At 58.9% G+C, this 22,336-nt stretch carries 24 protein-coding genes; 8 read left to right on the plus strand and 16 right to left on the minus strand.

What is annotated here, in order from left to right; translation table 11 throughout:
• From KF814_17790 to KF814_17810, 5 genes are all read right to left on the minus strand, one after another.
• Nucleotides 1-161: DUF5615 family PIN-like protein (locus tag KF814_17790; GenBank protein ID MBX3238001.1), on the minus strand; the 161-nt coding region annotated here is incomplete at its 3' end.
• Nucleotides 158-382, minus strand: coding sequence for a DUF433 domain-containing protein (locus KF814_17795; GenBank protein MBX3238002.1), 225 nt, complete (start codon nucleotides 380-382; stop codon nucleotides 158-160). The genes KF814_17790 and KF814_17795, both read right to left, overlap by 4 nt.
• A 98-nt stretch (nucleotides 383-480) precedes the next feature.
• Nucleotides 481-723 carry a DUF1778 domain-containing protein gene (locus tag KF814_17800; protein ID MBX3238003.1) on the minus strand — a complete coding sequence of 81 codons (243 nt, stop codon included), beginning with the start codon at nucleotides 721-723 and terminating at the stop codon, nucleotides 481-483.
• A gap of 419 nt (nucleotides 724-1,142) precedes the next feature.
• Nucleotides 1,143-1,946 (minus strand): RNA methyltransferase, encoded by an 804-nt coding sequence (locus KF814_17805; GenBank protein MBX3238004.1) that lies wholly within the window; start codon nucleotides 1,944-1,946, stop codon nucleotides 1,143-1,145.
• 65 nt (nucleotides 1,947-2,011) lie between these two features.
• Nucleotides 2,012-2,353 carry a hypothetical protein gene (locus KF814_17810; GenBank protein ID MBX3238005.1) on the minus strand — a complete coding sequence of 114 codons (342 nt, stop codon included), beginning with the start codon at nucleotides 2,351-2,353 and terminating at the stop codon, nucleotides 2,012-2,014.
• Between the two features lie 178 nt (nucleotides 2,354-2,531).
• Between KF814_17810 and KF814_17815 the strand changes: the two genes are divergently transcribed.
• Nucleotides 2,532-3,002, plus strand: coding sequence for a helix-turn-helix transcriptional regulator (locus KF814_17815; protein MBX3238006.1), 471 nt, complete (start codon nucleotides 2,532-2,534; stop codon nucleotides 3,000-3,002).
• Nucleotides 3,003-3,024: 22 nt separating this feature from the next.
• Here the strand turns inward: KF814_17815 and KF814_17820 are convergent, their stop codons facing one another.
• Together KF814_17820 and KF814_17825 are read right to left on the minus strand one after the other, a co-directional pair.
• On the minus strand, nucleotides 3,025-5,025 hold the full coding sequence (locus KF814_17820) for an oligopeptide transporter, OPT family (protein ID MBX3238007.1): 2,001 nt from the start codon (nucleotides 5,023-5,025) through the stop codon (nucleotides 3,025-3,027).
• A 7-nt stretch (nucleotides 5,026-5,032) separates the two neighbouring features.
• The gene (locus tag KF814_17825; protein ID MBX3238008.1) at nucleotides 5,033-6,220 is read right to left on the minus strand and encodes a class I SAM-dependent rRNA methyltransferase; all 1,188 of its coding nucleotides are present in this window, start codon (nucleotides 6,218-6,220) and stop codon (nucleotides 5,033-5,035) included.
• Nucleotides 6,221-6,407: 187 nt separating this feature from the next.
• On the opposite strand from KF814_17825, the gene KF814_17830 reads away from it, so the two are divergent.
• From KF814_17830 to KF814_17845, 4 genes are all read left to right on the plus strand, one after another.
• Complete coding sequence (locus tag KF814_17830; GenBank protein MBX3238009.1) at nucleotides 6,408-8,060, plus strand: alpha-keto acid decarboxylase family protein; 1,653 nt, start codon at nucleotides 6,408-6,410, stop codon at nucleotides 8,058-8,060.
• Nucleotides 8,061-8,235: 175 nt separating this feature from the next.
• The gene (locus KF814_17835; GenBank protein ID MBX3238010.1) at nucleotides 8,236-9,201 is read left to right on the plus strand and encodes a hypothetical protein; all 966 of its coding nucleotides are present in this window, start codon (nucleotides 8,236-8,238) and stop codon (nucleotides 9,199-9,201) included.
• Nucleotides 9,158-10,447 (plus strand): hypothetical protein, encoded by a 1,290-nt coding sequence (locus tag KF814_17840; GenBank protein ID MBX3238011.1) that lies wholly within the window; start codon nucleotides 9,158-9,160, stop codon nucleotides 10,445-10,447. Before KF814_17835 ends, KF814_17840 begins: the two co-directional genes overlap by 44 nt.
• Nucleotides 10,448-10,580: 133 nt before the next feature.
• Nucleotides 10,581-11,843, plus strand: coding sequence for a glycosyl transferase (locus tag KF814_17845; protein MBX3238012.1), 1,263 nt, complete (start codon nucleotides 10,581-10,583; stop codon nucleotides 11,841-11,843).
• A gap of 27 nt (nucleotides 11,844-11,870) precedes the next feature.
• Here the strand turns inward: KF814_17845 and KF814_17850 are convergent, their stop codons facing one another.
• Together KF814_17850 and proC are read right to left on the minus strand one after the other, a co-directional pair.
• Nucleotides 11,871-12,071, minus strand: a complete 201-nt coding sequence (locus tag KF814_17850; GenBank protein MBX3238013.1) for a hypothetical protein — start codon at nucleotides 12,069-12,071, stop codon at nucleotides 11,871-11,873.
• Between the two features lie 15 nt (nucleotides 12,072-12,086).
• The gene (proC, locus tag KF814_17855; protein ID MBX3238014.1) at nucleotides 12,087-12,917 is read right to left on the minus strand and encodes a pyrroline-5-carboxylate reductase; all 831 of its coding nucleotides are present in this window, start codon (nucleotides 12,915-12,917) and stop codon (nucleotides 12,087-12,089) included.
• Nucleotides 12,918-13,172: 255 nt separating this feature from the next.
• Here proC and KF814_17860 point away from each other — a divergent pair, with 255 nt between their 5' ends.
• Nucleotides 13,173-13,694, plus strand: coding sequence for a hypothetical protein (locus KF814_17860; GenBank protein MBX3238015.1), 522 nt, complete (start codon nucleotides 13,173-13,175; stop codon nucleotides 13,692-13,694).
• 62 nt (nucleotides 13,695-13,756) lie between these two features.
• Here the strand turns inward: KF814_17860 and KF814_17865 are convergent, their stop codons facing one another.
• From KF814_17865 to KF814_17890, 6 genes are read right to left on the minus strand one after another with little or no spacing between them, the layout of a single operon-like run.
• Nucleotides 13,757-14,200, minus strand: coding sequence for a type II toxin-antitoxin system VapC family toxin (locus KF814_17865; GenBank protein MBX3238016.1), 444 nt, complete (start codon nucleotides 14,198-14,200; stop codon nucleotides 13,757-13,759).
• A gap of 1 nt (nucleotide 14,201) precedes the next feature.
• The gene (locus KF814_17870) at nucleotides 14,202-14,453 is read right to left on the minus strand and encodes a hypothetical protein (protein ID MBX3238017.1); all 252 of its coding nucleotides are present in this window, start codon (nucleotides 14,451-14,453) and stop codon (nucleotides 14,202-14,204) included.
• Between the two features lie 31 nt (nucleotides 14,454-14,484).
• Nucleotides 14,485-15,609 (minus strand): LPP20 family lipoprotein, encoded by a 1,125-nt coding sequence (locus KF814_17875; protein MBX3238018.1) that lies wholly within the window; start codon nucleotides 15,607-15,609, stop codon nucleotides 14,485-14,487.
• Nucleotides 15,606-17,096: a hypothetical protein gene (locus tag KF814_17880; protein MBX3238019.1), complete on the minus strand. Its 1,491-nt coding sequence runs from the start codon at nucleotides 17,094-17,096 to the stop codon at nucleotides 15,606-15,608. Before KF814_17880 ends, KF814_17875 begins: the two co-directional genes overlap by 4 nt.
• 15 nt (nucleotides 17,097-17,111) lie before the next feature.
• On the minus strand, nucleotides 17,112-17,741 hold the full coding sequence (locus KF814_17885; GenBank protein ID MBX3238020.1) for a penicillin-binding protein activator LpoB: 630 nt from the start codon (nucleotides 17,739-17,741) through the stop codon (nucleotides 17,112-17,114).
• 40 nt (nucleotides 17,742-17,781) lie between these two features.
• A complete protein-coding gene (locus KF814_17890) occupies nucleotides 17,782-18,348 on the minus strand; it encodes an LPP20 family lipoprotein (protein ID MBX3238021.1) in 567 nt (188 codons plus the stop codon).
• Nucleotides 18,349-18,580: 232 nt separating this feature from the next.
• Here KF814_17890 and KF814_17895 point away from each other — a divergent pair, with 232 nt between their 5' ends.
• Nucleotides 18,581-18,751 carry a hypothetical protein gene (locus KF814_17895; protein ID MBX3238022.1) on the plus strand — a complete coding sequence of 57 codons (171 nt, stop codon included), beginning with the start codon at nucleotides 18,581-18,583 and terminating at the stop codon, nucleotides 18,749-18,751.
• A gap of 75 nt (nucleotides 18,752-18,826) precedes the next feature.
• On the opposite strand, the gene KF814_17900 is transcribed toward KF814_17895, so the two are convergent.
• Nucleotides 18,827-20,203, minus strand: a complete 1,377-nt coding sequence (locus KF814_17900; GenBank protein MBX3238023.1) for a tetratricopeptide repeat protein — start codon at nucleotides 20,201-20,203, stop codon at nucleotides 18,827-18,829.
• Nucleotides 20,204-20,406: 203 nt separating this feature from the next.
• Between KF814_17900 and acs the strand changes: the two genes are divergently transcribed.
• Nucleotides 20,407-22,296: an acetate--CoA ligase gene (gene acs / locus KF814_17905; GenBank protein MBX3238024.1), complete on the plus strand. Its 1,890-nt coding sequence runs from the start codon at nucleotides 20,407-20,409 to the stop codon at nucleotides 22,294-22,296.
• Nucleotides 22,297-22,336 lie beyond the last annotated feature (40 nt).

The following is a 22,336-nucleotide window of genomic DNA, read 5'->3' on the forward strand; positions in this document are numbered from 1 at the left end:
TTTGTGACAATGACCTGGGCATTGGAAACGGCGTAGTTCCAGATCGTCTGGTCCGTTGCGAGGAGTATGCCTATTTCTTCGACGTGAACGGCTCCATGGCCGAGAGATATGATAAGACGAGATAATGCTGGAGGGAGCTGAGCGTCAATCAGGAAGTTCATCCGGCCCGGAGCATGACGTGATCGGATTGGGCCGCCGCAAATTCAAGGGCCGCCTGAATATCCTCTTTCTCAAGATAGGGGTAGTCCTCCAGGATGGTCTCCGTTGACACCCCAGCTGCAAGAAGGTCGAGGATGTCTTTCACGCGAATCCGCATCCCACGAATACAGGGACGACCACCGCACTGGGCCGGATTGACAGTAATACGCGCCAGTATACTCATGAGGATATGGTACCGCCGTCTATTGCTGAAGATCAATGATATTTCTTGATCGAACGCCTCAACGGTGTGATGCCGCCGATGTTTTTCGATAGTCCAAGTCAATGTTTCTCTGCCATTGCAGAAGAAGGATCAGCGTCAAAGAATCCCGGCTCGGTCAAGAGACGCTGTATACGGGGGTTGTGGCGAGTGGGAGCATCCAGAGCGGCTTGAAACTCAGCCCACTTGGACTGACTCAAGAGGAACGTACGACGATCGGCCAGCATTTCATGAGTACGAGACAAGGCACTCTCCCGGACAAACTCATTCACGGAACGATTGGACAAAGAGGCAGCGGCTTCCAAGATCCGCTTATCTGCCGGACTCAATCGAAGATCCAGCTTTTCCCTACGAACTGACCGGGCTGGCAGCCTCGTACCTCCTAGTGGCAGTGAGGCTATCTCAATGAATTGATTGTATCAAGACATTGTCCTGACACACTCCATTGAAATCCTATTACATAGGGATCCAATGCTAATTGGAGACAAGCAAAATGCAGGTGCCAGTACTGGCACCTGCTCCTGTAACTCATTGATTTTACATGACATGAAATGTCACTTTTTGCACTGCGTTTTCGTCGTATCTATTTGATCTTGCTCGCTTTCTTTCAATCCTGAAAAGGCTGGTGTCGACAGTTCGATTCTGTCCCTCGGCACCACATAATTTCCGCCAATCCTCCGCTGATCGAGAGCAAATCCTAACGCCCATCCCTTGCTGGGACAGTCTATTCTTCAATCGGAAGGCTTGACGCGTGATACAGCACGATCGCTGCTGCTGCTGCCACGTTCAGCGACTCGACCCATTTGTTCAGTGGAATCGTGATGCTCAGGTGGGCATGGGAACGGACTGTGGGTGAGAGGCCTTCGCTTTCGCTTCCAATGGCTAGCAACGTCTTGGCATGTCTGCTTCTCCAGTTTCGGATTGGCTTGCTGCCAGTGGTTTGACTATCGGCGGTAACGACTGTCATGCCATCGGACAGAAGCGCTCCGAGTTCCGTTCGTTGAAAAATGGGAAGGTGAAACAACGTACCCGCCGTAGCCCGAACGACTTTCGGATTGAAGACATCGACGGAATTCGGTGACAGCCAGAGGGCATCCAGCCCCAAACCAGCTGCTGTTCGAACAATCGTTCCCAGATTGGTGGGGTCCTGTAAGCGGTCCCCATACAGTCCTAGAATCGTTTTGCGGCTGAGAATTGCAGCCTCGTCCCAGTGAGGCTGCCGCACGATGGCTAGGATACCTGCCGGGGACTCCACATCGGACAACTGCGCAAAGCGTGTGTCTGGGCTCATATATGTCTGATATGGGCCGCTCAGCAAGCGATCTTGCATGGCTGGAGACTGGCGCTCGAGGAAGGTGGGTGAGAGAACGAGTGTGACAATTTTCTGAGGAACATGTTCGACCAGTTCGAGAATCGGCTTGGCACCTTCCAAGACGAAGACCCGCTCACGGTCCCGAGTGCGCCTGACCTTCAGGAGCTCAAGAATGTAGGAAGCTTGGGTACGTGGGATGGGGCGCAGGTCCGACAAGGGTTTTTCCAGGGAACGGAGGATGGGTCAGAGCAGAGGCGCGGTGTAGGGTTATCCGAAATTGCTTATTTGCGCTTTTTCCCGGATGCCGCTTCGGCAGCCCTGATCCGCTGAGCACGTGCCTTCGCCCGCTTGAGGGCTGAGAGCTTACCTCTGGTTCGGTCTTGTTCGACGCGCAATTGTTCGAGCTGCGCGCGAAGATGGACACGTTCCTGTTTGTAGATGTTGGCGCATTCCGCTCGGGAAAGATTGGTCCAATCTCCAGTGGTTCGGGCACGCTTGATTCTTGCCTCGAGTGATTCGCGTAAGAGTCTCTCGCGCATGGACATCAGCGAACGTAGGGCTTCCTGCCGCCGTTGGACTTCCTCTTCCTCGGCCATGATGCCGCGAATATCGGTTCCTAACATCGGATGGTCCTCCTCGCTTCTTACGTTCCCGAAGGTACGGGGTCATTCTACCTGATTCATGTCGGTTTGTACTAGATAGACGGAGTGATTCTAACCTATTGAATTCACGACGTGAATGTGTAATTGGCGGCAGGGAAGCCTGTTGCAGCACTAGGGGCGATACAGTAAGATGCGCCCCATGTCGCACATTGGACCGTTGATTCGAGCCTGGCGTACCTCCCGCAACTGTGCGGAATCCGCTCTGGCGATCCGTGCTGGCATGCCTCTTCCTCTTCTAGAAGAGATCGAGGGCGAACAGATCGATCCGCCCCATTCGCTTCTACAAGCGGTGGCGGACGGCCTTGGCATACCGCTTTCCTGGCTATTCATTCATCCCTCTCAAATCGAGTTGTTATGTAAGGATGACGAGGATGATGCGGAATTTTTGGGGATGCTTGAAGGGGCGGACCCTGTGATCGACCGCATGCTTCGTGCCGCCGGCCATGAGCGCACGCTGTTCGTTCTCGTCACAGCGCTGCTGCAGAGTGGCGATCCCAAGTTGCTGCGTGCGGCCGAAGTCAGTTTGCGAAGCCTCGTCAAACAGGCCAAGCAGGCGACCGTCCCATGGCAGTCGCGTCCACCGGGACATTTCGAACCGCCCAGCGACTAACCAACCATACTCCTCCCCCGACTCATCCACGGTCAGTGGTTCGAGTATTCTCCAGGGCAGTTCTAATCAGCCAACCCGCGATCAGCAGCATGGCCAGCAAGCCGGGCCATCCGCTCAAGGGCGGCTCACGAAAGATCTGGAATGGGTCACCCGAGAGTGCGGGCCAAATACCAGCTAGAGCAATAGGAAGGGCCAGGAGAATACCGACCAACGCCTCCCCTGTCACCAGCCCCGCAGCAGCGAGCAAGCCAAGGTCTGCCTCCTCCCGTTCCTCTTCTCGTATAGCTCGACGTGTTCGGTATTCTGAAATGAGGCCACCGAGGACGATAGTGACGGATAGCTTGAACGGTAGGTACATTCCAAGCGCGACGGCCAGTACCGGCAGGCGAAACCGGCTTTCCTGTCCCTGCAAGCGCAGATCCACTGTAATCACCAGAATGCCGACCACGGCTCCGAAACCGACCAGGTGCCACGGGACGGAGCCACCAAAGACCCCTCGTGCCAGATTCGCCATTAATGTGGCCTGGGGGGCGCTGAGCGGGTGCGGGTGTGCATCGGTGACGTCTCCGATGCCGTATTTCGCTTGAAGCAATGAAAGGACTGGAACAATCACCACCGCTCCGGTGGCCACCCCAATCACTTGCATAATCTGTTGTTTCCAAGGTGTGGCGCCGACCAGATGGCCGGTCTTGAGGTCTTGAAGATTGTCTCCGCCCATCGCCGCGGCGCAACACACGACCGCCCCTACTAGGAGGGCTGCCGGCGGTCCCATGGGATTGCCTTGTCCCAGGAACAACAAAAGAAACAGCGAGGCCAGCATGATCGTGGCAATCGTGACCCCGGAGACCGGATTGCTCGAGCTGCCGACCAAGCCAGCCATGTAGCCGGCGACCGACGAAAAAAGAAATGCCGCCACTGCCATCACGAGTGCCAGCCCGAGTCCGCCCCAAAGATTCCCGAGGATGTGGCTGTAGAGCCAGATGAGCGGCAGAACAGAAAGAACGGTCAAGGTTGCGATCCAGCCGGCACCGGCATCCCGTTCGGTTCGGAGATCTGGTTCCTGGAAACCGCTTGAATTGGCCCTGCGGTACAGTCCGGCCAAGCTCCTTAAGCTTTCCATGACTGGGCTGCGGACTTGGATGAGGGTCCAGATCCCGCCTACGAGCATCGCCCCGATCCCAACATAGCGAATCTGTCCGCTCCACGTCGCTCGTGCCGAAGCGATTCCTGTCATTGTGTCCGGAGGAGGCGCAACCAGTTGATAGAATGGCAGGATCAGAAGCCAGCCGAGCACCCCACCGAGGAATACGACTAGGGCTGTATTGAGACCGACAATGTATCCGACCGCGAGGAGCGCGGGAGATAGGTTCAATCCTCCATACCAGGTCGAACGGCCGAGTTGGACCACGCCTTCGAGCGAGTCGCTCCAAAGTTTGAGCCCGCCTTCCGCGAACTTAAACAACCCTGCGAGTCCCGCTGCGACCGCGAGGGTACGGACTCGGCTGTCACTACCGGTATCGGTCTTGGCGCCGACTTTGAGCACCTCGGCGGTGGCAACCCCTTCCGGAAACTGTAGCCGGGCGTGCACGATCAAGGCGCGTCGCAATGGAATCGTGAAGAGCACGCCTAGCACCCCACCGACCAGCGAGACCATCGTTGTCTGCCAATAATCAAACGTCGTCCAATGGCCCACGAGCACCAGGGCTGGGACGGTAAAAATGACGCCGGCGGCTAGGGCCTCGCCGGAGGAAGCTGCGGTTTGGACGATGTTGTTCTCTAGAATATTCGATTGCCGAAAGAGGCGGAGTACGGCCATGGAAACTACGGCCGCCGGGATCGAGGCAGATACGGTCATACCGGCAAACAGTCCCAAATAGGCATTCGCGCCGGCGAGCACGGCCGCCAGGATTACGGATAGGATTACGGCTTTGGGCGTGATTTCAGGCAGGTGCTCGGAGGCGGAAACCACGGGGCGGTTCGCCGGGCGGTCCGGTGGGTCGGTCACAGCCTTCGCATCCGGCATCGGTGCCTCAGAATACCTGGAGGATGTAGCATTTAAGGTAGCGCGTCTCGGGCATGCCGGCCAGAATCGGATGGTCCGGCGCTTGGCCACGTTGCTCGATCAAGCGCAGTTGCCGGCCCGCATCACGTGCGGCTGATTGGAGCATCGTCCAAAAGTCTTGATCGTCGATCGGGTGTGAGCACGAGCAACTCACGAGAAAACCTCCCGGCTCGAGCAGCTTCAATCCACGCAGGTTTACTTCCTTATAGCCGGCCAATGCGTGGGGAATCGCGTGTTTGCTCCGAGCGAACGCGGGTGGATCTAGAATGAGCATCTGGTAGCGGGTCTCGCTCCGCTCCAGCAGGCGGAGTTCTTCGAAGGCATCCGCCTGTCGGTAGCGGCACCGTTCCTCGACTCCATTGAGGGCCGCGTGTCGAGCAGCCAGTCCCACAGCGGCAGCGCTGACGTCGAGTCCCTCGACGGATCGGGCGCCGGCAAGCGCGGCCTGGATACCGAATGCGCCGGTATGGCTGAAGACCTCAAGTACGGTCCGGTCATGGGCAAGGGCGGCGGCGGCGATTCGGTTGTCGCGCTGGTCACAGAACCACCCCGTTTTCTGCCCTTCTGCGATATCGACCAAGAACCTGGCCGAACCCTCCCGGATTTTGATTGTAGTGTCGCATGAGCCGCGCAAGAACCCTTTTCCAAGAGGGAGCCCTTCAAGGGTTCGGCTCTTTGCGTCGTTGCGCAGGTAGACGTGCTCGACCCCGCCTTCTTGCAGCAGGAGATCACCCAGCAGTTCCTTCCGTAGATCCATGCCGTACCCGAGCACCTGCATGACGGCCGTGTTACCGAAGCGATCCACCACGAGTCCCGGCAACAAATCGCTTTCTCCATAGACCAGGCGGCAGGCCGTCGTCCCGGGGGCCACGATCCGGCGGAGGGCCACCGCAGTTTGTAATCGGGCGGCAAAGAAGGCCTCATCCAGAGGCTCCTCGCGGAAGGTCAACAGGCGAACGCGGATCTTCGAATTGGGGTTGTAGAACCCACGGCCGAGAAACTGCTTTCGGGCGGAGAACACGTCGACGACATCACCGGCGGCTGGTGAGCCCGATACCTCCGCTACCTGTCCGTCGAAGACCCACAGGTGGCCATGATATTTCGATGTGTCGCGTTGCGGGGAAAGACGAATGCGAGCGGTCGGTGTCGATTGCAAAGGGAATCTCCTCTTAGCCTGCTGCGGGGCGATTTGGGACGTGAGGGTGCCTGAAAATCCGGCGCGACGCAACCCGTCCGCATCGTTTGTGTCCAGGCTTGACCTTCCGTGACGCCTGTGGTTTCCTGCAGACAGTGACTGCGTTCAACAGGTGTTTTGCAATGATGACCTAACCATTCGAGGTGTCATGACCACACGCACGATCGGGACCGCTGTTCTGGATCGGCTTCATCAACTGGGGGTACGGCACATCTTCGGAATCCCCGGTGACTATGTCCTCGGTTTCTATAAACTCTTGGAATCCTCTCCCATTCAACATATCGGCACGACCCGGGAAGACTGTGCGGGCTTTGCCGCGGATGCTTATGCGCGGATCAACGGGATCGGAGCCCTGTGCGTCACCTATTGCGTCGGCGGGCTCAATACGGTCAACGCGATCGCCTGCGCCTATGCGGAACGGTCGCCGGTGGTGCTCATTACCGGATCGCCCGGACTCTCGGAGCGCGCGCGCAATCCCTATCTGCATCATATGGTGCGAGAGTTCTCCACCCAGCGCGAGGTATTCGAAAAAATGACCGTTGCGGCGGTCAGTCTCGAAGACCCCATCACCGCGCAACGGGAGATGGATCGAGCCTTTGCGGCCCTGTTGCGGTATCGCCGCCCCATCTATTTGGAGATCCCGCGAGACATGGTGCACGTGCCGCTGCCGGACCACACGGCGTCGAAAAGGCTGGAAGACGAACCGACGGATCCCGCCGCCTTGGCGGAGGCGATTGCCGAGGTGCGGACCATGCTGGAGAGTGCCAAACGTCCGGTGATTCTTGCAGGCGCCGAGGTCGGTCGATTTGGCCTGACCGATGAATTGATTCGTTTGGTCGAACGACTCAACGTGCCTATTGCGTCAACACTCTTGGGCAAGTCTATTATTCACGAAGATCATCCGTTGTATGTCGGGGTCTACAGTGGGTTGGTGGCGCGCGAGGAAGTCAAAGAGTTTGTGAATCAAACCGACTGTCTCTTGATCCTTGGGTCGATTCTGTCCGACGTCGAAGACCTGGACGCGCACTCCTCGCTGTTCTCGGATGGCCATACGATCCATGCCACGGCAGATCGCGTGGCCATCAAGCACCACCGTTACGATTCCATTCGATTTGAAGACTTTGTGAAGGGGCTGGCCAATGCTTCATTGAAATCCTTCCCCGCCCCGTCCCTGCCTGCTCCATCCAAGCCGGAGGAACCGCTTCCCCCTGCGCAGGCATCGGTCACCCTCAATGGGGTGTTTCGACATCTGGATACGGTGCTGGACGAGCATACGCTGGTCATTGCCGATGTCGGCGAATCCTTGTTCGCCTCGGTCGATCTTCACGTACATCGGCGATTCGAATTTCTTTCCCCCGCCTATTACACTTCCATGGGGTTTGCAGTGCCGGCTGCCATTGGGGCGGGATTTGCCGATGCCAGCCTCCGTCCGATTGTCCTTGTCGGCGACGGGGCATTCCAAATGACCGGGAGCGAACTGTCTACGGCTGTGCGATACCGGCAGGCTCCGGTTGTGATCGTACTGAATAATCGGGGCTATTCGACGGAACGCGAGATAATGGAAGGGCCTTTTAATGATATCCCCGATTGGCGGTATGAGCGTGTGTGCGAGTTGGTCGGCGGCGGCCAGGGGGTCCGCGTGGCCACCCAAGGAGAATTCGTCCAGGCCTTGGGGAAGGCCCTCGGGGATGCGACCCAACCCTATGTCATCAATGTGTTACTGGACCCGGCCGACCGTTCCCCTGCCATGACCAGACTAGCCAAACGCTTGGCGAAGCGACTTTCCACCGACCGGCCTTAGAGGGTCTCGACCTCCCGTTTCGCCCACCTGCGACACCCTGGTTTAGGGCCAGCCGCGACTTGTTGCAACCTGCGACAGGAGCGGCTTGTCCTGCCTTGGGGCATTGACCCTCCGTAGACAAATATGGTCTTCTATACCTCTACTTGTCGAATTGTCATTTGCCTTCGGAGTCGCCATGATACAGGGAAAATCGCTCGAGGGAAAAACGCCGCGAGAGGGTCAATCGTTGTCTGCTCAATTGAATAGCGTTGTCTCCACAGAGCGGGACTTCGACGAGTTAGTCACCAAATCCTTGCCCGAATTGCTGGATCGGGCGACAAGTCAGACAAAGCGGTTTCTGCGGGAAACTGGTCAGTGGGTCGATGACATCACACATGAAAAATTGGCATTGCGCTGGGGCTATGAACTGGTGGAGCGGTTTGTCGTGTTTGGTCGGACTGAAGTTCCCTGCCGGCCGTTCTTCCTGCTCGATAGCCTAATTGCGAAGTCGTTCAGCCAGCCTGACCCGCTCTGTTATCACAAGGAATTGCTCTCCCCCGTGGGGCGATTCCTGGACGGGTTGGCGTCGCGGGCTGTCGTGAGCCGGGACGCCCTGATCGCACTCTTCTACCATTTCTACGGGCTTGGACAGGCCCATGTGGTGAAGCTCTTGGGATTGGGGCAGGCGGAAAGCCAGCGGGTCTATAAGAACTTTGAAAGGTGGCGGCAGACCGGGTGGCAGCGCACCATGGACGAGTCGGGATTGAGCGGTTCCGACCTCCAGTTGCTGGATGAAGAGCTGCGGGTGCGTCCCGATCACCTGCATCATGAAGTGAACCGGCTGATTCCCGTGCTGCAGTCGCACTATCGCAAGAGTGAACCGGAAAACTATCCCTGTCTCCCTGCCCACAAGTGGGGACAGCTATTTGAGGATGATTACGGCCACGATTACCGCGTGTGGCATTTGGCATTTTGCCGCGATTGTTTCTTGGAAGTCGCTGATCGCCGGCAAGCTGAGTGGCACGGTGGGGCAAAGCCGCAAATCAATCTCCATATTCACCCGTTGAAGAAAGGTGGCATCTTGGCGCTTTTCAGCGGGGATCGAGGAGGACGGCATCATGGAAGCACACGAGCTCAACGACTATCGCGAACATCTGCTTGATGCCCTGGAGGACCAGCCGCGTCGGGTAGCCGGGGAGCGACCGGGTCTTCTGCAGGTTCTCGTCAACCACGAGCGGGTCGGCACGTTGGACTGTGCCGGCGGCGATCCGTCATTCAACTTTACGACTCGCGAGCGCAGCATTCAAAACCTCGAGATCCGGAGCGAAGCCGGGATTCTCCTCGGCGGCTGTGTCGCACCCGAAGCCGGCTCCAAACGCGTACGCGTGTCCATCGGTAAGGATTCGCTCGAAGCCCAGATCCAGAATCGCTTCGACGGAGGGACGTTGCAGTTGCGATATGAGGCCGCTCCCCGCTGGTGGACGCAGATGACAGCCGGGTTGTTTCCTAGCACAACCGTACCTGCCGGCGCGCACCGTGGTTTTGCGATTGCGGGCGCGTTTGCCCAGGTGGTGTTGGCGATCGGTATCACGGCTCTGCTGGCCGAGCGGGTTCCTGCCTGGTTTGGATGGGATGACCGGCTGCATCAGGTCGAGGAAGAGCAGGCGGCTCGGGAGCTGAACGACCAGCAAATCGATCGACTCCATCAACAACTTGCACAATTGGCGGATGCCCAGTCGTCGGCCCTGGCGGCCTCTCGGACAGGCCAGGAACAGTTGACCCAGCTGAGCCGTCTGGTGGACGGTTTGGCCCACGCGCAGCAGAAACTCACTGCCCAGGTCGTGACCGTCCAGGACGAACTGCAGACGGCCAAGACTGTCACGAGCCAGGAATTGCAGGAAGGTTTGCGTACGGCTGCGAGCAAGGCGGAGGCGGATCGCGCCCAGGTCACGCAGGACATTCATGCGGTAAAAACCGCGAATGAAACCCTCATCAAGCAAGTGGCGTTGCTCGAAAGCCGTAATCGGGAATTGCATGCGCGCTTGGCGCTGGCTTCGCTCGAAGTGGCGAAAGCGAACGCCGCAGCCTCCAAGCCGACCGTGGTGGCCAGTGCTGAACCTCCTAAGGAGGCCGCTATCCCTGTCTCGAATGCAGAGCCCCATCGCGATACCGATCCTCAGGCCTTTATGTTCTGGGTCTCGTTCGAGGATGGGACGACGGACAGGAGCATCGAAGAATTGATCCAGGAGATTCATGGGACCAAGAAGGGGCCCGCGAAGTCAGGGTGGTACTCCGTGGAAGTGAATTTGCCGCAGCCGGAACCCCGGGATCGGTTCCTGGAGTCCGTGAAGCGCGCAAAGATCGTGAAGGCGGTCGCGACCAGCAAAGTCATGCCTCCAGCCCAGTAGCTGAGGTCGTCCCCTCTCGCCACAGCGTCCGTGCCCGCTACTGCGTTTACCCGCTGCCCAAGTGGGTGCGGCGTCCGGTCGATCGAACACCACCGCTGGCGCTCTATTTCCCGGTTACAGTAGAGGAGGGGCTATGTCGGATTTTCATCAAAACGGGTTGGTTACCGTGCTCCACAGGCTCGGGAAGCCGAATCTCGAGCATTTGGAAAAGGAATTGGAGCGGCATGCCTCGGCCAATCCGATCGCACTGGTCCTCCCCTCCCTCTATTCGGAGTTGGAGAATCCTGCGCTCAAGCACATCGTCCAAGTCCTGAAAGACATCACCTACGTGAACGAGATCGTCGTCTCCTTGGACCGGGCTTCGGCGCTGGAGTTTCGGCTGGCCAAGCAGTTCTTCTCCGTTTTGCCGCAGCGTGTCCGCATTGTCTGGAATGACGGCTCTCGGATCCAAAATATCCTGAAACTGCTGTCTCTGAGTGAGATCGACACGGGTCTGCAAGGTAAGGGACGCGGCTGCTGGATGGCCTTCGGCTATGTCTTGGCGCGAGGCGAGAGCAACGTCATCGCCCTGCATGACTGCGACATCCTAAGTTACAACCGCGAATACCTCGCGCGACTTTGTTACCCGATCGTCAACACGAACTTAGGCTACGAGTTTTGCAAAGGGTATTACAGTCGAGTCACCGATCGTCTGCACGGCCGGGTGACGAGACTCTATCTCACCCCGCTGATTCGTAGCCTCCAGCAAGTGGCGGGTGCCCATCCTCTCCTGACCTTCCTCGACAGTTTCCGCTATCCGCTGGCGGGGGAATTCGCGATGGTGCGCGATTTGGCTTGGATCAACAGAATTCCGGGTGACTGGGGTTTGGAAGTCGGTGTGCTCTCGGAGGTCTACAGAAACTGTGCTCTCCGGCGGATTTGTCAGGCGGACATCGCCGATGCCTACGAACACAAGCATCAGATTCTGTCGCCGGACAACGCCGACCAAGGCCTCCAGAAAATGTGCGTGGACATTACGAAGTCCCTGTTCCGTAACCTGGCCAGTGAGGGCGTAGTATTGTCGGAAGCGGTGCTCAAGGCCTTGCGCGCCACCTACCTCCAAGCAGCGCAGGAGGCCATCACTCGGTATCAAAACGACGCGGCGATCAACAGCCTGCAGTTCGACCGGCACGAGGAACGCAGCGCAGTGGAGGTCTTTTTGAAAGGTATGAAGCTCGCGACCGAGAGCTTCCTGGAAGACCCCCTCGGGGTGCCGATGATTTCCAATTGGAGTCGTGTGACCGGCGCCATCCCGGACATCTTCGACCGTCTGATCGACGCAGTGGAGCGGGATTACGAATGGGATCCGGTCGGAAGCCGTACGGAGGCCGGCGGTCCCATCACGACCACTGTCTAGGCGAGGCCGGTTCTCCCTGCTCCTTCATCACGCTGAGGTCGGCTTTTTCGAGGCGAACACCGTCGCGTCGCAGGATACGTACTTGATCTGTTTCATCGGGATAATGACGACTTCCTTCGCCGAGTCCACCTCGAGGACTTCCATGTCGTCGCTGATGGTGTGGCGAATCGCATCTTTTACCAGCAGTTCCTGATTGTCGACAAACACGACTTTCACCCAATATTGCACGGTCTCATCTCCTTGTTAGTGGTTGGAACTGCCCTGCCGGCCGAGTTCCTGTGATCGCCGCGTTGCCGCCTCCACGGCATTGATCAGCGTGGCGCGGAGCGCGCCCGCTTCGAGTGTGGCCAAGCCGGCTATCGTGGTGCCTCCGGGGGACGCCACATGATCCTTGAGGACCGCAGGATGGTCGCCGCGCTCCAGCACCATGTGGGCCGCACCGGCGACCGTTTGGGCGGCCAGCAGTAACGCGGTCTGCCGGGAAAGCCCCATTAAGACACCCCCGTCGGCCAAGGCTTCGATCATCATGAAGACATAGGCGGGGCCGCTGCCGCTTAGGCCCGTCACGGCATCCATGAGCCGTTCCTCGACGACACTTACCTTGCCAATGGACTCGAACAGCGCCACGGCCTGCGCCTGTCCCTGCGTGTCGACATGGTCGGAGCAGCAGAGCGCCGTGACGCCGGCTCTGATGCCGGAGGGTGTGTTCGGCATCGCGCGGGCCAACTTCGCTTGCTGGCCAAAGAATTGGGCGAGCCGGGCCAATGGATAGCCTGCCGCAACGGATATGATCAGTTGTTGGGGCGTGAACCGATGAGCCAGAGGCGTGAGCACGTCGTCCAGCACTTGCGGTTCTACGCAGAGGCAAATGAGGGTGGAATGCTCGATGGCCTGCCTGTTGTCGGTCGAGGTGGCGATGCCGTAGGCCTTGCGTACAATGTCACAGCGGGCGGGCGAGATATCAGTAGCCGTGATTCTGTCTCGCGAGACCAGGCCTGCCGCCAGCAGACCGGAGATAATCGCTTCGGCCATTTGGCCCGCTCCGATAAACCCGATACGACAGTCCTGAAGCATCGGCGGATTATACTGACCGGCTTTCCGCCCTTGCAACGATTCGGAACGGCGCTTTAGAGTGGTCCGGGCCTTGGGGCTGTTGCCCGCAGGCGGGCCCATGAACCGTCGCTGCACTGCAGCAGTCTCTGTGCGATATGCGAACCAGCGATGGGTCGGCACAGGCCGGCAAGTTTTGGGAAGCGGCGAACTACAGCCTCAAACAGTTGGATGGGTTTGATCAGATCAATTAAACGGAGACGGGCCGACGTGATAGCCATGCTGAATGAACACAGATCGTGGGCGGTGTTGTTGATACTATGCTGCTGGCTCCAGGCCGGGCCGACTCAGGCGCAGGTGATGGGCGATGAGGCCGAACTCGACCGGCTTAAGGGGAAGGCGGAGGACGCCTTGGCTAACGAAGATGCGGAAGGTGCGGCCATGAGCATGGGACGGGCGGCGTTGATGGCCGCACACCTGGCGCGAAAGGAATCCGGATCAGAACGAGCCACGCTGTTCAAGGGACTCGAACACTTGTTCCGATCGCAGGAGCACGGCTACCGCGCGATGGCCTTATTTCGTCGCGCCGGTGGGAGCCTTCCCGCCTCCGCCGGCGTCTGCGGCAGCGTGCAGTTGGGAGAGCTCGAACTCCAACATACGAAGGTGTCGCTGGAACAGCTGAGCGTGGTACCGGAGTCTTCCCAGCCTGTTTCGGCGAAGGTCGCGGCGCTCAAGCAGGGTGTGGAGGAATGGGGAACGGTCCTGGCGGCCATCCGGGCCGACTATCAATGCGTGCAGTAGAACGGCCGAGGCCGGGGGCCTGCGCATGTACCCTCGCCCTCGGCCGTCACCCGAACAATTGCTCAATCGTCTTCCGGATTGATGATGTGGAGTCCGGTCGGCCGGCAGGCGGCCAAGAGTTGCTTATCGGCACTCACGACCGTGAGGCGAAGCGGCTTCAATTCCAAGGCCAGCGCCAGGTGCAGCAACTGCATCGAGCGGAGCGCCGGGTAGTCCAGGAGCAACTCCTTCGCGGCCAGGTACGTCTGCATCGTCGGTGAGATAAATTGGTAGAGCCCCTGGGTCGATTCCATTTCAAACTTGTACATGACGGAATAGCAGTCGTCCCGGGTGATTTCTCCCTGTTGGGCCCGTACCGAGAGCGCCGAGTAAAACTCGGTCACAGTCCACATCGGGAGGATTGCGACCTTTCCCCGCTTGACCATCAGTTTATTCACGACGCGGGTTCCGCGTTCCATGCTGTAGCGTTTCACCAACGCGGTAGAATCGAAGTAGTAGTACGGCATCCTATGCCCTCCCCTTCAAGAGGCTGTCGGCCAGCGGAGACTGCAGCTTCGACAGGCGATCCTGCAATTCGTCCAGCGGCAGCTCCTCGTAGTACCCTTGTTTGCGGAAGGTGCTGAGAATGCCGCTGCCGAGCACCTGTTGAGTGTCGGCGGTCAGGCGATCGCGCAATCGTTTTTTCATGACGCGGCTCGACACACGAGGGCCGGCCGTCGTGTCACGTCCGGAAGCTTTGCGAGTTCCTGTCTTACTCATCCGCTCTCCTCTCTCCTGGGGTTGATGGGCCCTAGTTGGGCATCGGGTGTGGTGGGGCCTGGTCTCTCGGGCATCCGGGAGGTGTGCCTGAAGATGTCGGCAACTCAGCCTCGCCGTAGATGTAGCCCGCAATGGCATGTGCCAACTCGGACGAAAACTCCTGCTGCATCACGCGTACGGCCTTCGCCTGTGCTTCCTTTTCCGTAATGTGGCCTTCTTTGCCGCCCTTGGAGACGGCGCCGATCAGGCGCCGGGCCGGCAAGTCCTCGATCACGGCATCGGTGCACCAGCGGACGTACCGGAATTGGGGATCTTTCACATCGAGGGACCAGAGCCGGACGGTTCCCTTTATGAGCAGTTCCGGGGCGCCCGCATTGTCGCGTCCCACCATCGAGAAGCCTTCGCGGGCCAGTCCTTCGATGAGCGCGCGTTCGACGGGTTCTGCCTGGTCTCCGGTCATCTCGACCGCGAGACGAAGATTGGAGGCCAGGAACTGTTCCAACTCGCCGGTCAGTTCCGCCACACGAAACGATGCGGGGGTGCCCTGCCCGCTGGATCGAATCACCCGTAGATCGGTGTTATAGGCTTCACGCAGCACGAGATTCTTGGTGGCCCGTTTCAAATTTCGCACACGGGTGAGTTTGTCCTGGGCTTGGTGTGCATCGGTCACCTCCGTCTGGATGGTCCGGTCGAGCTCATTCAACCGTTCCACCATCGACGCTTCCGCTTGCGCGCGGTTCATCCCGGCCAGAGCATAATACTGTCGTTTCTTTTGGTCAAACCAGGTGTCGAGCACCAGGACATTTTCCAGGACCTTGTCCGTCGTGACCTGCGTGACGTTGTCGAGTGTCAGCCGTCGTTCCGTGCTGGTCTGTCCCCGCTGTTCGACCACCAGGTAGGATTCCCAGTCTTTAGCTTGGGCGGTGATTTCCGCTTTGAAGATCCGGGAGACGGCGGCATAGGCCTGCTCCGTGGCCTGTTGACGCGAATCTGCTTGGCCCAGGCCGATCAGATACTGGCTGCTTGGGAATTCGGCGCTCTGTCCATCCACCCACGTTGGGCGCGGCTTGCCGCCGCAGCCTATCAGGAGCAGCGTTGAGGCCATCAGGCAGATCACCGCCAGGGTCAGTTTGTTGTGTGTGATGGAATCCGTCATTGCACCACCCGTTCGATGAGGAATTTGGTTTCGCCGGGACGAAGCGTCAACGATTGTGCCCGAGGGCTGGGCAGTGGGCCGCCTCCGCGACCCACGCAACGAATCCGCGCTTCATATTCACCGGCCGGCACCCAGATCCGGTTGATCTGAATTTCGTCTGGCAATGTCCTCCAGCTTCGTTTGTCCGCCTCTTCCGACGCGATCGCCAGCCCGTGCGTCAACAAGCCCACGGCCAAGCCGACCCAGGGCGCGTCGTCCTTGTTGACCGCCTGTTGCGCGCCTCGCGTCGCGGCTTCGGCTGCTGCGAATTTCACGGCTGCTCGGGCTAAGGCCTTGGTGGTGATGCCGGCCATGCGTTCCGAGAGCGACTTCTCCGCCAGCGCCGTGCCGTTGTAGACGAGTTGCGAACTCTCGGAAATGGGAGCGCCCTCGCGCGGAACCAGCGTCACTTCTTCGTACTGTATCTGCGTCTTCTGCGGAACCAGCCTGGGTAGCGCCACTCGCACGACCCGGCCGTTCAACCCATAGAGCAGGCTGTCCGCCGCCCGGCGTTCTTTCCGGTTGGAGGCATGCGCGACGCCCCGGTTCAGTAGAACCAGTTGGAGCGCATCGAGGCTGATCGGAATGTCGAGGTAATTATCTTCCTTGTGCGGGGCGCGACCGTTGTAATTGATGACGACTACCTGGGCGAGATCCGCGTGATCGTTGCGCGAAACCCAGGGGACGTCCGGGAATTGGCGCCGGTATTCATCCAACTCGGTCGTCAAATGCAGGGCATCGCTCGTACGCAGCAGGTCGGCCTTGAGCATGAGCGGCATCGGAGTCTTTGCCCATCCGCGGGTCTCCTCAAAAATGTCGTAGGCTTTTCGGTAGGCCACGAAGGCATTGTTGATATCCCCGGCCGCCTCATAGAGCACGCCGGTGAGGTAGCGCGCGAAGGCATCTTCCCGATAGGCCGCCTTGTCCGTGACCTTGTCCGAGAGCACATTCAGTCGGTGATCGATTTGCCTGGCCTCGACGAGGGACTCGTTGATCTGGCCGAGCACCGCATAGTCGAGCGCTTTGATGACGTTGATCATCACGTGCTCGTAGGGGGCGCCTTCGTAGGGCAGGACGTTGTCGTTGGTGAGGAAGGCCGTGGTTTCGGTCCTGATGGTTTTGGTGTACAGCCGTTCGACTTCCTGGTCGGCGCGCTCTAGAAAACCGATGCTCTTCGTGTATTCGCCGGCCAGATGGAGCGTCATACCGCGCTCCATGCTGTAGAGGAGCCGGTTGCGTGAGCCGTAATCGGACTCAGCCTCTTCCATGATCGCGTCCGCGCGTTTGGGATCTCCGGCGGCAAGGCTCTGATCGATCAGGAGATAGTGATTACTGGAGAGGCTGCAGCCGCTCAGCAGGAGCAGGCTCCAAGCGAGCAACGTAGGGAGAGTGAACCGAAAGCGGCCTCCCTGCAGGGAGGCCGCGGTCGATGGGATTGGTCGTCTCAACGGATGCCGTCGAAACTAAAAAATCGTGCGTTTCTTTTCGATGACTTTCTTGATCTTCTTCTGGCCGAACCACGATTTGATGTTGTTTTCGAGGTCCACCATTTCCAAGTCGATCTGATAAAAAACCGCCTTGGTGCCGTCCTGTTCGTCCAGGATCGTCGAAATGCTGCCCCGCATCATGTAGTCCGCGCCGAGTTCCTTTCCCGGCGCTTTCTGCGTGTCCTCGCGCGCGTGGACGGCCTGCTCCCGCCGCTCCTCGCGCACTTCCTCACGTTCGCCCTTGCCGGCGACGAACATCACCCGTTGGGAATTCGTCAGCTCTCGTTCCAGGTCGCTGACGAAGGTTTGCACATTGATGTGTTCATGACTCTTGTTGATGACCGTGCCGACGATCACAACCGGCTGGCGCGACTTGGCTTTGGTGAAATTGTCGAGCCAAGGGCTTCCCACGGCTTCTTTCACCATGGTCTCCGCCACCATCCGTGAGTCCGTGTCGTTCCAGCGCCCGCTCAGGTCCGTGACGGTGCCGGTGTCGACGCGCGTTACTTTGTTTTCGTGCCCACAACCGCTCAAGAACGATGTCGTCCCGATTACAGCCAAGGCGGCCATCGCCCGTCCGATTGAACGACTCGACCACTCGATCATGCCAATCTCCTCCTGGATGCGGCGGATGGGTTCTGCCTCGCTACTTCGTGGCCCGCTTGTCTTCTTCCTTTTCCAGCCGATCGAACAACCGGTCCGCGTTTTTTCGGACAAAGTCCCGCACTTGGCTGTTCAATTCCTTTGCCTGGTCTAGGTTGTTCTTCATGTCTTCCAAGCTGAGCTTGGTAAGGACATAATAGGTGCCGGACTTCTCGTCCTTATAGCGGTCGATCGGCTTCACGCCGTTGAGCGTGACGGCAGAGAAGGTCTTCACGGCTCGTTCGATATTCTGTTCTTCGCTGTTTCGGGAGAAATCGCCGGCCGTGGTGGAGGCCGCATAGTCGCGCATCAGGTAAGCCGTGTAGGTCTCGAAGGTCTTGGCGATCTCGGCGCGGCTACGATTTTCGGCCGTATCCCAGGCGAGCGGTTCGTTCCGCACTCCAACGACCGAGCCGACACCGTAAAAGGATTTGTCGTTCTTTTCATTGTACGCGCCTGAGCCCTTCTGTACCCAATTCGGGGGGCCGCCGCACGCCGCGAGACCGATCACGAGCACGAGCGCCAATGCGCTGCCGCTGATTTTCGAAAGAGCCCCCACTACTCTACTCATACGAGTCCTCCTTGGTGTAATGCACGTCAGAGCTGTCGGCGGTGGAATGCGGGTGGCGAGAAACATTGAGGTGTTCGAGGCTCAGTCTGTGTGAAGACATAATTGCCCGAAAAGTCACGGGGTTATGCTAACATGCACCTCCGAGAGAGTCAACGCATGGCGCGGGAGTTGGTTGACGGAACTCGATACGAATATTCAGACGGTCGGACATTTCATAGGTAAGGAGGCCTCTGTGGCGGACGTTCAGATTCAAGATGGGATCATTCGGATTGCGGAGCTCGACATTCAGGACCCCAAGGCGGCGGCTGTATTGGCCGAATATCCGCAGGTCCGATGGCCGGAAATCACCAGGCGCGCATTGAAAATCGGATTGGGATATCTCAAGGGCGGGGGGAAGGACTAAGCGAGATCAAAGCGCACTGCCCGGCGAGGAGCGATTCAACCGATATCTGGTTCCGTCCTGGCGTTGAGTCTGCTCTTACGGACTCGCCGCAGGAGGAGCCTGCGGCCGGACCGCGCGCTGCGCACGCTCGCTCTGTCCGCCAAGTTCCAGATAGCGGCGGAACGCGTCGACCGATTTCACCGGTTCATTGAGGTGATCAGCGTAGAGGGTGCCGAGGGAGAAATACACGTCCGTATAGGCAGGGTTGACGACGAGCGCCTGCTGCATGGCCCGTTCGGCCTCCTTGAATTGCCCCTGCTTTTCGAACACTAGCCCGAGCGTGTAATGGGAATCGGGATTCTGCGGCGCATATTGCACGGCGGCTCTCGCGGCCACCAGGGCTTCTTCAACGTTCGGAAGGATTTCCAACCGCACATAGCTCTTCAATACATAGGCATCGCCGAAGGACGGGTCGTAAGCGATGGCGCGATTGAGCCGCTCCAGCGCTTCCTCGGCTGATTTCTGGTTTTGCAGGAGCGCGAACGCCTCTTCATATTGCGTACGGGCTGCCTTGGCTCGATCGGCTTGGCTGGTCGGTTCCTGTCCCATCTGGAAGGAGGCCTTCTTCCCCTCCACCAGGATCACGTCTCCATCGCCTTCCAGCTGGGCAAACTGCGGATGCTGTTTCGACTTCGTCCCTTCTAATTGCTGCTTTACAAAGGCACCCAACTCGCTGGCCATGATCCAGCCGTTCTTGTTGAGGTCGGCCGAACCCTTCATGCCGGAAACCAATGCCTGCACGAAGGGGTCAGCGCCGGCCGTGCGATCGATCGGCTCGTCTTTGCCGGCGGCCGTCAGGACCTGGACCGCGCGCTTCTCCGTCTCATCTTCAGGCGATAACCGGCCTTCGAGCGACAACTGTTGGGGCGCCGTCACTTCCCATCCCTGTAGGCCGGCGTCCAACAAGAGAAGCAGGTGCTTCGAGGCGGATCGGCGTGTGAACTCCTTGATATGGTCGAAGGTCACGGCCTTCGTGGCGTTGTTGACCTGTGCATCCCATGGGACAAGGTACCCGAGCTCCTTGGCTTGAGCATCCTGGGTGGTCACGCCGTGGCCGGAGAAGAAAATCACCACGCGGTCTTGGCGTCCGACCTTGCGCGGCAGATAGTCGGACAGAATTTGCATCAGCCGTTTGGAACTGGCGTCCTTGTCGTAGAGCTCGATGACTTCGTCGAATCCCAATTCTCGCAGCGACGTCGCCACAGCCTTCGCCCCTTCGATCGCGCCGGGAGCCTTGGGCGCCACGAGATAATTTTCGATCCCGATGACCACGGCCCAGGATTTGTAATACAAGCCTTCGGGCTTGCCTACCTGCGCATGGACGGTCGGGAGAAGGGTAAAGGAGCTGAGAACAGAAAGAGCGAGTGCGGCTGAAATCGAACGGAGGAACCGGCCTGTGACGTGGGAGCGCATAGAGTTGGGATCCGATGTGCGACCGAATCAGCCTACCCTCGTTTCCTCCTGACTGTCAAGGAAGCGAAACACGATTCATCCTTGTATCGCGCGGTGTTAGGGGCGATACCCGCATCGGCAAGGGTTGCAGTTCCTTGATCCTTTGCACATAATGCCCCTGGCTCACGAAACGAAACGTCTCGACGACGGGAGGCTTTGGAGACATGGACGAAAAGATCGATACCTTGCTGAAAGAAGGCCGCGTCATTACCCCGACCGCCAAAACGAAGTCGGCGGCCCATATTCAAGATTACGAGGCAGCCTACCGGGCATCCATTGCAGATCCAGAAAAGTTTTGGAGCGGGGTAGCGCAGGAACTCGACTGGTTCACGCCCTGGCATCGCGTGCTGGAGTGGAACTATCCTTGGGCCAAGTGGTTCGTCGGCGCAACCTGCAACATCGCCTACAACTGCCTGGATCGGCATGTCAAAACTTGGCGCCGCAACAAAGTGGCGGTCATTTGGGTCGGTGAAAACGGCGAAGAGCGGGTCTTCACCTATGGCGAGCTCTATCGACAGGTGAACCGCTGCGCGAATGCGCTCAAGGGGCTCGGGCTCAAGAAGGGCGATCGGGTCACAATCTATCTGCCGAAGATCCCAGAGCAGATCGTGGCCATGCTGGCCTGCGCCAGGCTCGGACTCATTCACAGCGTAGTGTATTCCGGCTTCAGCGCGCCCGCTCTATCCAGCCGCATCCAGGATGCGGAAGCGCGGCTCGTGATTACGGCCGACGTCGGGTACGACCGGGGCAAGACCATCAACCTCAAAGGCGTCGTGGATGATGCCGTGCAGACCTGCCCTTCCGTCGAGAAGGTCGTGGTGGTTCGCCGGGAGAAGATGGGCATTGCCCTTTCGGCTCCCAAGGAAATCGATTGGAATGACTGGCTGAAGGATCAAAAAGCAGTGTGCGAGGCCGAACAACTCGACGCCGAATCGCCGCTCTATATTCTCTACACCTCAGGGACAACGGGGAAGCCGAAGGGCGTAGTCCATGTGCATGGCGGCTATATGGTCGGCACCTATATCACGACCAAGTACGTCTTCGATCTCAAGGAAGAAGACGTATACTTCTGCGTTGCAGACCCAGGATGGGTAACAGGCCACAGCTATATCGTCTACGGGCCGCTCTTGAACGGTGCGACGATCCTGACCGCGGAAGGAAAGCCGGATTACCCCAACCCCGGCCGTTGGTGGGATCTCATCGAACGATACGGCGTCTCGATTTTCTACACGACCCCGACAGCCATCCGTCTCCTCATGAAGTACGGCGAGGATTGGCCCAAGAAATACGACCTGTCCAGTCTGCGAATTCTCGGCAGCGTCGGCGAGCCGATCAATCCGGAAGCGTGGGAATGGTTCTTCCGGGTTACCGGCAGCGACAAACCGATCATGGATACCTGGTGGCAAACGGAGACCGGCTCCATCTTGGTCACGCCTCTGCCCTGCGTCCCGCTGAAGCCGGGGTCCGCCACAAGGCCGTTCCTCGGGATCGAAGCCGACGTGGTGGACAAGGAAGGCAACAGCCTGCCCGGTAATTCCGGGGGCTTCGCCGTGATCAGAAAGCCATGGCCTTCGATGATGCGGACCATCTACAAGGACCCGGATCGATACAAGGTGTACTGGAATACGATTCCGAACTGTTATACGGCGGGCGACGTGTGCCGAAAGGACGGCGACGGCTACCTGTGGTTCATGGGGCGCGCGGACGACGTCATCAAGGTGGCAGGCAACCGCATCGGCACGGCGGAGGTGGAGAGCGCGCTGGTGGGCCATGCCGCCGTCGCGGAAGCCGCGGTCATCGGCAAACCGCACCGCACCGCCGGCGAAGCCATCAAGGCCTTCGTCATCCTCAAGCAGGGCTATCAGGACTCGAAGGAACTGATTCAATCCCTCAAAGACCACGTCCTCAAAGAGTTGGGCAAGATCGCCGTCCCGCAGGAAATCGACATCGTGCCATCCCTGCCCAAAACACGATCGGGCAAAATCATGCGGCGGGTGCTCAAGGCCAAGGAATTGGGCCAAGACGTGGGAGACATCTCGACGCTGGAAGATTAGGCAGTGGTCAGAAGAAAAACTGTTTAGCAGGGAGCGGACA

The sequence above is a fragment of the Nitrospiraceae bacterium genome (genome assembly GCA_019637075.1).
Taxonomy (GTDB): domain Bacteria; phylum Nitrospirota; class Nitrospiria; order Nitrospirales; family Nitrospiraceae; genus JAHBWI01.

Excerpts from the sequence above, each read along its gene's own strand:
- KF814_17890 (MBX3238021.1), bottom strand. The coding sequence starts at position 18,348 with ATGAGTAGAGTAGTGGGGGCTCTTTCGAAAATCAGCGGCAGCGCATTG.
- KF814_17860 (MBX3238015.1), top strand. The coding sequence starts at position 13,173 with ATGCTGAATGAACACAGATCGTGGGCGGTGTTGTTGATACTATGCTGC.
- KF814_17900 (MBX3238023.1), bottom strand. The coding sequence starts at position 20,203 with ATGCGCTCCCACGTCACAGGCCGGTTCCTCCGTTCGATTTCAGCCGCA.
- KF814_17815 (MBX3238006.1), top strand. The coding sequence starts at position 2,532 with ATGTCGCACATTGGACCGTTGATTCGAGCCTGGCGTACCTCCCGCAAC.
- KF814_17835 (MBX3238010.1), top strand. The coding sequence starts at position 8,236 with ATGATACAGGGAAAATCGCTCGAGGGAAAAACGCCGCGAGAGGGTCAA.
- KF814_17875 (MBX3238018.1), bottom strand. The coding sequence starts at position 15,609 with ATGACGGATTCCATCACACACAACAAACTGACCCTGGCGGTGATCTGC.
- KF814_17865 (MBX3238016.1), bottom strand. The coding sequence starts at position 14,200 with ATGCCGTACTACTACTTCGATTCTACCGCGTTGGTGAAACGCTACAGC.
- acs (MBX3238024.1), top strand. The coding sequence starts at position 20,407 with ATGGACGAAAAGATCGATACCTTGCTGAAAGAAGGCCGCGTCATTACC.
- KF814_17845 (MBX3238012.1), top strand. The coding sequence starts at position 10,581 with ATGTCGGATTTTCATCAAAACGGGTTGGTTACCGTGCTCCACAGGCTC.
- KF814_17870 (MBX3238017.1), bottom strand. The coding sequence starts at position 14,453 with ATGAGTAAGACAGGAACTCGCAAAGCTTCCGGACGTGACACGACGGCC.
- KF814_17820 (MBX3238007.1), bottom strand. The coding sequence starts at position 5,025 with ATGCCGGATGCGAAGGCTGTGACCGACCCACCGGACCGCCCGGCGAAC.
- KF814_17795 (MBX3238002.1), bottom strand. The coding sequence starts at position 382 with ATGAGTATACTGGCGCGTATTACTGTCAATCCGGCCCAGTGCGGTGGT.
- KF814_17830 (MBX3238009.1), top strand. The coding sequence starts at position 6,408 with ATGACCACACGCACGATCGGGACCGCTGTTCTGGATCGGCTTCATCAA.
- KF814_17810 (MBX3238005.1), bottom strand. The coding sequence starts at position 2,353 with ATGTTAGGAACCGATATTCGCGGCATCATGGCCGAGGAAGAGGAAGTC.
- proC (MBX3238014.1), bottom strand. The coding sequence starts at position 12,917 with ATGCTTCAGGACTGTCGTATCGGGTTTATCGGAGCGGGCCAAATGGCC.
- KF814_17885 (MBX3238020.1), bottom strand. The coding sequence starts at position 17,741 with ATGATCGAGTGGTCGAGTCGTTCAATCGGACGGGCGATGGCCGCCTTG.
- KF814_17840 (MBX3238011.1), top strand. The coding sequence starts at position 9,158 with ATGGAAGCACACGAGCTCAACGACTATCGCGAACATCTGCTTGATGCC.